This is a genomic window from Levilactobacillus yiduensis, assembly GCF_024718525.1.
GTDB lineage: Bacteria > Bacillota > Bacilli > Lactobacillales > Lactobacillaceae > Levilactobacillus > Levilactobacillus yiduensis.
In genome coordinates, this window is record NZ_JAMXAZ010000008.1 from 25,277 (window position 1) to 37,357 (window position 12,081).

At 50.2% G+C, this 12,081-nt stretch carries 10 protein-coding genes; 7 read left to right on the top strand and 3 right to left on the bottom strand.

Features of this window, described 5'->3' with window-relative positions:
* The first annotated feature begins 159 nt into the window (after positions 1-159).
* The 5 genes from NGM66_RS06250 to NGM66_RS06270 all read left to right on the top strand — a co-directional run bounded on the left by NGM66_RS06250 (position 160) and on the right by NGM66_RS06270 (position 6,016).
* Positions 160-1,173 (top strand): ABC transporter ATP-binding protein, encoded by a 1,014-nt coding sequence (locus NGM66_RS06250; protein WP_209279993.1) that lies wholly within the window; start codon positions 160-162, stop codon positions 1,171-1,173.
* Positions 1,170-2,144 carry an ATP-binding cassette domain-containing protein gene (locus NGM66_RS06255; protein ID WP_208907764.1) on the top strand — a complete coding sequence of 325 codons (975 nt, stop codon included), beginning with the start codon at positions 1,170-1,172 and terminating at the stop codon, positions 2,142-2,144. Before NGM66_RS06250 ends, NGM66_RS06255 begins: the two co-directional genes overlap by 4 nt.
* Positions 2,144-3,103, top strand: coding sequence for an ABC transporter permease (locus tag NGM66_RS06260; protein WP_208907763.1), 960 nt, complete (start codon positions 2,144-2,146; stop codon positions 3,101-3,103). Before NGM66_RS06255 ends, NGM66_RS06260 begins: the two co-directional genes overlap by 1 nt.
* Positions 3,104-3,117: 14 nt before the next feature.
* A complete protein-coding gene (locus tag NGM66_RS06265) occupies positions 3,118-4,068 on the top strand; it encodes an ABC transporter permease (protein ID WP_208907762.1) in 951 nt (316 codons plus the stop codon).
* Between the two features lie 139 nt (positions 4,069-4,207).
* Positions 4,208-6,016, top strand: coding sequence for an oligopeptide ABC transporter substrate-binding protein (locus NGM66_RS06270; RefSeq protein ID WP_208907761.1), 1,809 nt, complete (start codon positions 4,208-4,210; stop codon positions 6,014-6,016).
* Positions 6,017-6,030: 14 nt separating this feature from the next.
* On the opposite strand, the gene NGM66_RS06275 is transcribed toward NGM66_RS06270, so the two are convergent.
* Positions 6,031-6,699 carry a hypothetical protein gene (locus NGM66_RS06275; protein WP_208907760.1) on the bottom strand — a complete coding sequence of 223 codons (669 nt, stop codon included), beginning with the start codon at positions 6,697-6,699 and terminating at the stop codon, positions 6,031-6,033.
* 596 nt (positions 6,700-7,295) lie between these two features.
* On the opposite strand from NGM66_RS06275, the gene NGM66_RS06280 reads away from it, so the two are divergent.
* On the top strand, positions 7,296-7,751 hold the full coding sequence (locus NGM66_RS06280) for a universal stress protein (RefSeq protein WP_258115456.1): 456 nt from the start codon (positions 7,296-7,298) through the stop codon (positions 7,749-7,751).
* 77 nt (positions 7,752-7,828) lie between these two features.
* Complete coding sequence (locus NGM66_RS06285; RefSeq protein ID WP_208907759.1) at positions 7,829-8,719, top strand: RluA family pseudouridine synthase; 891 nt, start codon at positions 7,829-7,831, stop codon at positions 8,717-8,719.
* A 656-nt stretch (positions 8,720-9,375) separates the two neighbouring features.
* On the opposite strand, the gene NGM66_RS06290 is transcribed toward NGM66_RS06285, so the two are convergent.
* Together NGM66_RS06290 and NGM66_RS06295 are read right to left on the bottom strand one after the other, a co-directional pair.
* Positions 9,376-10,614 (bottom strand): signal transduction protein, encoded by a 1,239-nt coding sequence (locus NGM66_RS06290; protein WP_258115457.1) that lies wholly within the window; start codon positions 10,612-10,614, stop codon positions 9,376-9,378.
* Positions 10,615-10,706: 92 nt separating this feature from the next.
* The gene (locus NGM66_RS06295; RefSeq protein ID WP_208907757.1) at positions 10,707-12,038 is read right to left on the bottom strand and encodes a GHKL domain-containing protein; all 1,332 of its coding nucleotides are present in this window, start codon (positions 12,036-12,038) and stop codon (positions 10,707-10,709) included.
* Positions 12,039-12,081: the final 43 nt, after the last annotated feature.

Sequence of the window (12,081 nt, forward strand, 5' to 3'; positions counted from 1 at the left end):
CAAAATAATTCAAATTTGGGGTTGTAAATGAGAATTTGATTAACTATAATCAAACACAATTATTGTTAAGCACTGCACTGAATACGCGAAGATGTTTATTCACCGGGGTTTATGCAAAAATGAGAGATATATTAGAACTAACATTGGGGAGGGATTTCCGTGGAAACCGCATCAAACTTTTTAAGCATTAAAGACGTCAGTACGGCTTTCAAGATCAATGGCCAATTCTACGACGCCATTTCCCACATCAACCTCCAAGTCCAGCGCGACGAAATTCTTGCCATCGTTGGTGAATCAGGTTGTGGTAAGAGTACCTTAGCTACTACGATTATGGGTCTACATGACCCCCATGAAACGAAAATTTCTGGTGAAATTGATTTTGAAGGCACCGACCTCTTAAAGCTAGATGACACCGGCTACAATCAATTCCGTGGTGCCAAGATTGGCATGATCTTCCAAGATCCGCTGTCTGCGCTGAACCCCTTAAAGCGGGTGGAAGACCAGATCAGCGAGGTCATGGATTACCATACCGACCTCAGTAAGGAAGAAAAACACGACCGCGTCTTACAACTATTGGATGAGGTTGGCATCGTGAATCCCAAGCGGACCGCACATCAATTTCCTCATGAGCTGTCCGGGGGGATGCGCCAACGGGTCATCATCGCCATCGCCATCGCCTGCAAGCCGGACCTCATCATTGCCGATGAACCGACCACAGCGCTGGATGTCACGATTCAAGCCCAAATCCTTGATGTCTTACGGGCCATTCAAAAAGAAAATCACGCCGGCATCATCCTGATCACCCATGACTTGGGTGTTGTCGCCGAGACTGCCGACAGAGTTGCCGTCATGTACGCGGGGCAAATCGTGGAACAGGGAACAGCCGAACAAATCTTCAACACGCCGGAACATCCTTACACGCGGTCATTACTCCGGTCCATGCCCCAACGAGACAACGAAAACGATGACCTCTACGTCATCAAAGGAAATGTGCCTTCCTTACAGAAGATGCCAAGCACGGGCGATCGGTTCGCCCCACGAATTCCTTGGGTCCCTGCCGACGCGCACGAAGCCAATCCAACCATGCATGAAGTAACACCCGGACACGAAGTCCGTTGCACCTGCTACAAAAACTTCAAATTTCCAGATGAGAAGGGGAGCGTGACTGAATGAGTTTAGTTGAAATCAAAGACCTAAAAGTCCACTACCCCATTCGGACGGGTTTCTGGAACCGCATCACTGATTCCGTTCGGGCCGTAGATGGCATTACCTTCAATATTGAGGCTGGCGAAACTTACGGCTTGGTGGGTGAATCTGGATCGGGGAAGTCAACCACCGGTAAATCTGTGGTGGGTTTGGAAAAAGTCACTAGCGGTGAAATCCTCTACCAAGGCGTCGATATTACCAAGAAGGCCAACCGTTCGCGGATCGACTACAACCGTGACGTCCAGATGATCTTCCAAGATTCCCTATCGAGTTTGAATCCCCGTAAGCGAATCGAAGACATCATCGCCGAACCACTTCGTAACTTCGAACATCTCAGTAAAGACGACGAAAAGCTGCGGGTCTTACAGCTCCTCGATATCGTTGGACTAGATGCTGATGCGCTTTACAAATACCCCCACCAATTCTCTGGTGGGCAACGGCAACGGATTGGGGTCGCCCGGGCGGTGGCTACCAACCCCAAGCTCATCATCGCCGATGAACCCGTTTCTGCGTTGGACCTGTCCGTTCAAGCCCAAGTGCTGAACTTCATGAAGAAGATTCAACGGGAATTTGGGATTTCATACCTCTTTATTTCCCATGACTTAGGGGTAGTACGGCACATGTGTAATAACATTGCCATCATGAACCGGGGCCGCTTGGTTGAGATTGGTACGCGAGATGACATCTACAATCACCCGCTACACATCTATACGAAGCGCCTGCTGGCCGCTATTCCCGAAACCAACGTGAACCAACGGATGGCGCACCGGGCTTCGCGGCTGGCCGTCGAAAAGATTTACCAGGAACAACAGAGTAAATACTACGATGAAAACGGCGAGGCATTTCCGTTGATTCAGGTCAGCCCCACCCACTCGGTGGCCCTCCCTGAAACGATTGCCAAACAACTTGCCAGCCAGGAAGGGGAGGTGCAGGCCTAATGTGGAAAACGATTCTCCGTCGTATCTTAATTATGATTCCCGAAGTTATTATTCTCAGTATTTTGGTCTTCCTCTTGGCTAAAGCGATGCCCGGTGATCCCTTTACCGGCTCAATCAACCCCAAGGCTGACCCACAACAGATTCACCATTTGATGAAGATCAACGGTCTGTATGACCCGTGGTACCAGCAATACTGGCACTGGGTCGTCCACTTGTTCCACGGCAACCTGGGGAACAGTTACCAGTACCAAGAACCCGTTACGCGCTTGATCAGTGGCCGGGCAGCCAACACCTTATGGCTGGCACTCTTTACCATGATTCTGACCTACGCATTCGCCTTACCAATGGGCGTTTACGCCGGCCGGCACGAAGGTAAATTACCCGACACCATCATCCGGGTCTACACCTACGTAACCTACTGCATCCCCTTCTTCGTTATCTTAGTCTTAGGCATCTGGATCTTCGGTTACGTTCTCGGGTGGTTCCCAACGACCGGGTCAATATCCTCGTCGGCTACCGGTTGGCTACATACTATCGGCAGTCGCTTCTACCACATTCTCTTACCAGGTATCCTCGGCGCCTTGTTCGGGACCGTCAACATCGTCCAGTATCTCCGTTCCGAAGTTATTGATGCTAAGAGTTCTGACTACGTCCGGACGGCGCGGTCTAAAGGGGTTCCTAGCAAGGACATTTACCGCCACCATATCTTCAGAAATTCCCTGCTGCCAATTGCAGCGTTCGCCGGGTACTCCATCACCGGGTTACTGAACGGGTCGATCTTTACCGAAACCGTCTTCTCTTACCCCGGGATGGGCCTACTCTTCGTGAACTCCATTAGCTACCGGGACTACACGGTCATCACCGCACTGGTGCTGATTTACGGGATTCTGAACTTACTTGGGACGTTATTATCTGACATTATCTTGAGTATCGTTGATCCACGAATTCGAATCGAATAAGGAGGCTAAACAGAATGGCAGAAAATTTTGAACAACACTCAGACGTTTCCGCAGCTGATTTGGCCCGTCTGACGCAAGAGGCGCAGGCAGAAGCTACGCCTTCAACGGCTAAGATTATTTGGAGCGAATTCAAGGCTGACAAACCAGCCATGGTTGCCCTCTTCATCATCGTCGGCTTTATCCTCTTCGTCATGATCGGGGCCCTGTTCATCAACACCCCCAAGATGATGGAAACGGACATCATGGCTTACTTCAATCAGCCGTTTACCGCTGACTTTTGGTTAGGTGCCGATTCCGGTGGTCGTTCCGTTGCCAAGCAGTTGATTGTGGGCTCCCGTAATTCTATCGGGATTGCCATTGGGTTGACCATTATCTCTTCCACCTTCGGGATTTGCTGGGGGCTGGTTTCTGGTTACTACAACGGCTACATCGACTGGGGCATGCAACGGGTCTACGACTTCATGATGATGCTGCCAATGACCATGATGATCATTGTTTTAGTCACGATCATTCCGCACTACAACTCAGTGACCTTGACCTTAATCTTCTCGATCTTTTACTGGGAAGGAACGTCACGACTGATTCGTTCGCGGACCTTAGCCGAATCAGAAAAGGATTATGTGGCCGCTTCTAGGACTTCCGGAACTAGCAATTGGAAAATCATCTTCCGCGAAATCATGCCTAACATTTCTTCTCTGATCATCGTCGACTGTACCTTATCTTTTGCGGAAAACATTGGGGTTGAAACCGGGCTTTCCTACCTGGGCTTCGGGTTACCTACCCAGACGCCTTCGTTAGGGACCATGATTGCCAACGCCAACGACCCCAACAACATCACACAATACTGGTGGACTTGGTTACCGGCCGCATTAGAAATCATCATTTTGTGTTTATCCATTAGTTATATCGGGCAAGTTCTCCGGCGGGCAGCTGATGCTTCGCAACGGCAAGGTGCTGCTGATTAACTCGCTTGAATCCATTTGAGGAGATGGTGCCACTCAACGTCCGTATTTGTTAGCTGCGTTACCGCTTTACCAATCGATTCTGAGGGGAACCGATTCGCGTTGATCATGAGGATTCCAAAAAACAAGGGGGAAACATAGCATGGATAAGAAAAAACTCGCATTGTCTGCGATGGCAGTCTTAGCAACTGTCAGCCTCGCAGCATGTTCCAGCAACAAGAGTTCATCCAGCAGCAGTGGCACTAACGCTTCCGTGAAGTTAGCATCTGCTTACAACAACACGAAGGCTACTGACAAGACTGCCACGAACAAGAGTACATTAAAGGTCGCTGAACCTAACGACTCACCATTCCAAGGCATTTCTGATCCTGTCTTATCAACCAATTCAGAAGATGCCGACGTCTTCTCTCCCGGTGGTTCAGATGGCCTCTGGAAAGTCGACAAGAACTACAAGATCATTGATGGTGGCTTAGCTAACCAAAAGATCAATCGGAAGGCCAAGACCGTCACGATTACTTTACGTAGTGATGCTAAGTGGTCTAACGGTGACAAGGTAACTGCCAAGGATATCGAATACCCTTACGAAGTTATCGCCAACCCGAAGACCACGTCACAACAGTACTCTGCTGACTTCAACAACATCAAAGGGATGGCCGCTTACCACACTGGTAAGGCAAAGACCATTTCTGGGATCACCTTCCCTGATGGTGAAAAGGGCCGGACAGCTGTACTTCACTTAGATAAAGTGACGCCTGCGATGCAATACTCCGGGAACTCCTTCATCTGGAGTACCGTTGAACCTTACGAATACATCAAGAATGTCCCAATCGCCAAGTTAGCTTCCTCAAGTCAAGTTCGGAAGAACCCTATCTTCACTGGTCCTTACAAGCTCGACAAGGTCGTTGAAGGTGAATCAACAACTTGGTCACCAAACAAGTACTACTACGGCAAGAAAGCCCAAATCAAGCACATCTCTATCAACGTTGTTTCTTCAAACAACATCGACAAGGCCATCCAATCCAAGAAGTATGACTTTACGGTTCCAGCCAGTGTTATGCACGGGACTGACTACAAGCAATTGAAGGGTCTGAAGGATTACAAGATGGTCGGTCAACCTGCCCTTTCCTACGACTACTTTGGCTTTAACGTTGGTCACTACGACACTAAGACCCAAAAGAACGTCATGGATAAGAACAGCAAGATGGCTAACAAGAACTTACGTCAAGCCATGATGTACGCCTTGAACCTGGACGCTGTTACCAAGAAGTTTGGTAACGGGATCACTTGGCGGGCAAACACCTTGATTCCACCAATCTTTGAAAAGTACTACGATTCAAGTGCCAAGGGCTTCCCACTGAACATCAAGAAGGCTAACAAGTTGCTGACTGATGCCGGGTACAAGAAGCGTAACGGTAGCAAGTGGCGTTCTGATCCTAATGGCAAGAAGTTAACCATCTACTTCGGTGCCATGACTGGGACCTCTGCACAAGCTGCTGAATACCAAGACTACCTGCAACAATGGCACAAGATTGGGTTGAACGTGCAATTCACTGGTGGTAAGACGATGGAAATGAACAGCTTCTACTCCACGTTACAACAACCAAAGCAAAGCAAGATTGACGTTTACGCCGCTGCCTGGGGCTTATCTTCAGAACCAACCCCTACGCAACTCTACGGTGAAGACGCTACCTACAACATGGGTCACTTTGTTTCTAAGAAGAACACGCAATTGATCAACAACATGAACAACAGCAAGGCTTGGAACGAATCATACCGGACCAAGGCCTTCAAGGAATGGCAAGAATACATGAACGATCAAGCCGCCGTTGCTCCTGGTTCCTTCAGTTACACTTGGGGTCCAGTCAACAAGCGGGTCAAGGGCTTTGATATTGGTCCTGACAACAACGAATTCTGGAGCAGTTTGAGTTTGACTTCTTCAAGCTTGGAATAATCTAAATCGTTGTGTTAATCGCTCAGATGAACCGTCGTATCTTTCGGGATGCGGCGGTTTTTGTGTGCTGTCAGATACAAATACTCCGCGACGCTAACGCCGGTAGCCACCGGCACGACGACTGGCAGGAGCGCCAGCGTTTCCGCTGCAAAGACGCCGGGATAGCTCCATGGGGTGGCTGTTAGGAACAACAACCCCCGATAGCCTAACCAGCCAAGCGGCACTAGCCACGGAGCCAGAAGCGACCAGCGATGGTGATACAGCTCGCCAATCAGTTGCAAGGTCCCCAATAGCATTAAGAGTAACCACCACTCAAGAATGACCTGCGCACTGGCCAGCCCGCCATAGACCAGTCCTGATAACAAGACGGTATCCACCTGTAACGGGCCTTGGAAAGTGGACTGTGTCAGCAAAAAGAGGCCACTACTCAAGACGACCAAGTAAAGTAGACTGGTCACTCCCAACACCGCCAGTCGCTGGGTCGGTGTCTGGGCGGTCTGCCCTAAGGCACCGCCTAACACCAAGCTGGGCAGCATAATCGTCACCAGGTCTAGTGTCCCCTGGGTGTCTAACTGCCCTTTCAGCTGAAAGCCTGTGATTACGAGTATCAGCAACATTAAGGTTAGCAGTAGCCACAGTCGTTGATTATGCTGTACCCAAAAATCTCGTAGTTGTCTCATCATTTTTCAATCCCCTCACTTACGCCCACGATGCCGCCACTGCCACCAGAATCCACTAACGAAGATCAGCACCACCCCCACCTTAACGAGCACCCAAATTACATCGACCCATTCCAGGCCAGCGCCATCTGACATTTTCTTCCTCCCCAGATTCGATTCGTTTCTGTACCCGCTACTATACCGGAATCAGATACCAGTGCCAAGCCCCAAAGTGCCGTCGTAACAGCGTTTATAATGATTTTTATACTGGATTCTCCCCGCTAGTTGGTCAACCAGCGACGTTTTTTTACCTCTCAAATCCAATCGAAAATTTTTAATTTTGTAAAACAATTCGGTGACGTTCATTATTGCTGACAGCCAATGCTACAGCATACTTGTCAGCTCACGTTACCGTCCCATAGCGCTGACAGTCAGCCCTAGTACTCACGCAACCAGCAACCGTGAAAGGAGAACTTTTTTCTTTCTTGCAATCCCCAACTTTACGGCATTTTCAGGGTTTTTCATCCCGACTTTTCGGAATAAAGTGCTTACACCCCGGGCAATAAATGATATAGTAAAGGTAAAGTTTTAACATGACTCGTGAAGGGGTGGCATTCCATATGTTACAACAATACAAGAACATTCTGGTTCCCGTTGACGGTTCCAAGGCAACCCAACCAGTCTTAGAAAAAGCAATCGAAGTCGCTAAGCGCAACAAGACGCACCTGGATATTTTAAACGTGCTCGAAGTCAACCAGTTCAGCGATACCTATGGTGGTGCCGTTAGTGGCGACGTCATCTACAAACTTTCCCAAGACGTGCAAGACCGACTCGACGCCTTGAAGCAACAGGCCATCGATGCTGGTGTGCCTGACGTCAGCATTCACGTGCGGTTTGGGAATCCCAAGCCTGTCATTGCGCGGGAATTCCCAGCAGACCACAAGTCCGAACTGATTGTGATCGGTTCGACTGGTCTGACTGCCGTTGAACGTTTAATGGTCGGCTCCGTTACCAACTACGTCAGCCGTTCGGCAATCTGCGATGTCTTGATTATCAAGCCAGAACCAACGAAGTAACACCCGTTTAGAAATCAAACGAGGCCAGGACGCAACTTGTCCCGGCCTTATTTTTAGGCTTAAAAAGGAGCTTTGCCATGCAGTGGTCTTACACGATTCCCCTTCCCGACACCCAACCCGCCATGCCTCTGCGCGCCCTGTTGTCCGCGTGGGTCTTACCCAGCCACCTCATTCACGACCTGCGAATCAACCGGCGGGTCTTAGTTGACGGCCAATACCGGTCCATGAACCAACTGGTCAGCGGCGGCGAGACCGTTCAGTTGCGATTTGTGCCCAGCGACTTCAAGGAGCCCTTCCCCGCCGTTGAACCCGACAGTGCCGCCACCGTCAGCGTACTCTACGAAACGGCCGACCTCCTCGTCATCAACAAGACCCGTGGCAGTAAGACGCATCCCAACCTGCCCTGGGAACGCGGCACGACCCTGAATCACGTGGCTGCTTACCTGGGACCGGATCAACCTGGGCCTTATATTTTGAGCCGCTTAGATCAGGAAACGACCGGCGCCTTACTGATGACCAAGACCCCCGCTGTGGTCCCCATCATGGTCCGCTACATTGCCCAAAAGCAGGTCCAGCGCACTTACCTGGCGTGGGTCCAAGGCACACTCACGGGTCAAGGCACCTTCAGCGACCCCATTGGCCGTGACCCGCATGACAAACGAAAACGACTGGTCAACGGCCCCCACGCCCAGTCGGCAATCACGCATTATGAAGTCCTCGATCATCAGCCCCAGGCCACACTAGTCAAGCTGTGGCTAGAGACCGGTCGGACCCATCAATTGCGCGTTCACTTGGCGCACGCCGGCCATCCCCTGATTGGCGATCCGCTTTACGCTGCCCCCAGCCACAGCCGTTTACGGCTCCACTGCTGGCAATTACGCTTTCCACAACCGTTTACCCTCGATTCACCGGAAACGACCGTGACGGCGCCGCTACCCCTTGATTTCGCCAATTTTCGATTGGATTGAGCATTATCGTCAAATAAATGTCGATTTAGACGATTACAACCGTTAACCATTTTCACCTGATACACTAAATTTAGTAAGTCGGCTTAGGGGGGATTTGATGCGTTGGCAATCGCGGGTTTCTCTCATTCTTTTACTGCTGCTACTCGCTATCTTATTGATTTGGGGAATCTTAAATTTATCCTGAAGTTTCCAAAATGACATGCGGCATTTCACTTAGAAAAGGGCCCGCGGCTACGAATAGCCACGGACCCTTTTTAGTGCACAAAAAAAAGCCGGAGTAACCACTCTCCGACTCCCACTAGCATCATTAGAGCATTCAACATAATCACAGTTTGTAGTCAGGAAAACGCTGTCACTCAAATCAGCCATAATCTCAATATGTAGTATTGAGCAATTCAAATCACTTTTAGTTAGTTAAAACTAATTGTGCCATGAAGTTTTTCCTAATCACACCGATTGAGAGAAACTTCACAATGTCAAGAACCTGCAAAATCACTTTATTTTCCAGGCTCCCTGAAAGATTGATTGGTATTACAAGACCTAGTATATCAGATGGCCGTAGAAATGCAAGCGTTTTCAGTGAATTAGTTTATTCGGACGTTAGTATTCAGTAAACGGTTTGCCCTACTGACTTTGTGAAAGCTCCAAGGGGCGGGCTATCCCGTCGATGACTTCGGTAGCGCCACGATTAATTGGCCCCAATGGAATTTTATCTGTAAAGTACTGGTGGCTTTGGCGGGTAACATGCCATGTATATTAGAAAAATCTAATACACCCACATCAGTGAGCACCCGACTGTGACCATCTAGCTGCGCATTGTTGGGCACCGGAAACGTCAGTAACCAGTGCAGCTCTTGCGGCGTCTCCTGCAAGGCGAAGGTCACGGTGGCCGGTTGGGCCTTACCGAGCGTTGGCAAATTACGCGGCAACGTCTTGTCAACGATCTTCCCCATTTGCTTGAGCACCGCCACCGTGGCTGTCAGGGGCGCGGGTATCTGGACGAAGAGCTGGACCTCCTGTTGCCGCGCCAACAAATAATTGTGGTACAGCCGAAACCGCAACTCGGTATTGGGCACGTTAGCCAGGTCCTCAATCGTCAATTCGGCGGCGTTACTGGTCTCCCAACCGGAACGAATGTCGATGTAGAACTGGCGGAAGCCCGCGTAATCGTGATCTGCCAGGTAACCACCCAGCCCCAACAACATGTTTTGATAGTCGTGATTGAATTTCTTCACGGCGGCCATTTGCCGGTTCAATTCGGTGGTGTATTGCTCGCGAAACTCCTGTCCCTGGGCTTGCAGGTGGCTGTGGGTGGCTTGCAGGTGCGTCTGCATCAGCATGTACGTGCTCAGTGACAACCCAACGACCAGGGTCCCTGCAATCCCACCGAGGAAAATCAGGTATTGCGCGGATTCTTGCAGTGACTGCAAGGAATATTCGAATAAAATATAAACTAACGCCAGAATCGTCATGAAGGTCAAAAATAGGTACTCCATCGACCGGCCCAGCATGTCGTGAATCATGTTTTCCATCGGTGCTCTGGTAAACCATAGCCCCGACGCGACTAGTGCAAAGATCATGTTGTCAATGACCAGTTCGCTGAGTGTTCCCCACAAGCTGGTGGCAAAGGACAGACTGGTCAGGTGAATCGTGGCGGCAATCACCATCATATCAATGAATTCGATCATCAAATACGCCAGAATCGTCACGTCAATGAAGGCCGGTAAAAATTGTAGCTGGTGGCGCAGGGCCAAGACACCCCACTCGAAGCCCAGCAGCAAGATCACGGGTAAGGCTCCCAGCAGTCGACTATCGGCCGTAAAGGGATTGAGTAGATCAACAGCCACATAGGCCCCGGCCACAATGGCGCAGAACAGCGAAACGTGTCTCATCATGACCAATTGCGAGAACCAATAGTACTGAAAAAAAACAAACCAATACACGATGGAATAATCCGCTATCGAAAAACTTAATGGGCCGACTGTAATCATTGACTCACCCCCTTTGGCTTAGTCAAAATCAGCGTAAAGTACAGCCGTGCCTGCTTGATTTCAATCTGCAAGGCCGCATTCGGTGTGGCCGTCACAATTTCTCGTACCGTACTCAGGCCCTGTCCGTGGCCACTGCCCTTCGTGGTGTAGCCCGCATTCATGAACTGATTGATCTTAGGCGGCTGCGTAGTCGAAACCGGATTGGCCACGGCGATTTCAACGGCGTCGGGATAGTCTAACACGGCGCAGTGAATCGTATTGCGCTGGTCAACGGTGCCCGCTTCAATGGCATTATCGAGCAGGATGCCGACGATGCGTTGCAGTTTCACGTTGGCCAGCGGAATCGTCTTGATTGCGGTCGGAATCTCCAATTGGAGCACCAAGCCTTGATTTTGCGCCGCCAAGATTTTTTGAAACAACAAGCTCTTTAGTGGTGGGTCCTGCAACTTTTGGAGGCCGACCTCTTCTAGACCAACCATGCGACTGGTGGCTTGCCACCGCGAATTCAGCGTTTGATAATACTGGGTCAAACCGGCATAGTCGTTGGCATCCAGGTAGTCGCCCAGTCGTAGCATCTGCTTTTGGTAGGTCTGCTTGAATTGACGAATAGCCTGGACTTGATTGGAAATACGCCGGTCATAGCGCGACCGGATCAGCGTGGCCTGGTATTCTGCCTGGACGCGTTGCCGGTGAAAGAAGCTTTGGAGAAAGAAAAATAAGCTGGTGCTAATGACCAGAATCATCAATAGCTCGATGCTCAGCGCGAAGGTCATCATCGCGTGGGTGATGGCCATGCGGTGAATGATCAACGACGACAGCTGAGCGAGCATGGCCAGACTGGTCAGCAGCGCCATCACGGTCCACTGTTCCTTGTGACTAAAGGCCAACCGTTCCAAGTTCCCCGGCTGGATGCGCATCCCCGACACGGCCAGCGAGAACAGCGTGTAAATGAAGAGTTGAAAAATCAGCCGTCCCGTAATGACCAGTGCGGTTTGACTGGTCGCCATGCCAAAGATCTCAATCGACACGGCTCTGACCACGTCATTGACCAGCACCACGACTAAGTAGATCACAATCGTCGCGTTGACAAAGATCAGCGCCATTTTCGGTCGGTGATGAATCAGGTAGACCAGCGCACTGATTGGCGGTAGCATTAGTGCCCAGGACTCGCCGATAAAAGCCGGAATCAAGGCCCAGCCCATCCACTTCAGTGGCAATTTCCAGTTCTGCGGTCGAATGACCCCAATCCACAGCGTGATAAACCACTGCATCGTGATGGCCAACACAAAGTTTATCCAAAAATGGGTATTAAACAGCTGTAATGCCATCGACTCACCCTCTTATGATTTCAATTATAGCTAAGGCAGGAAT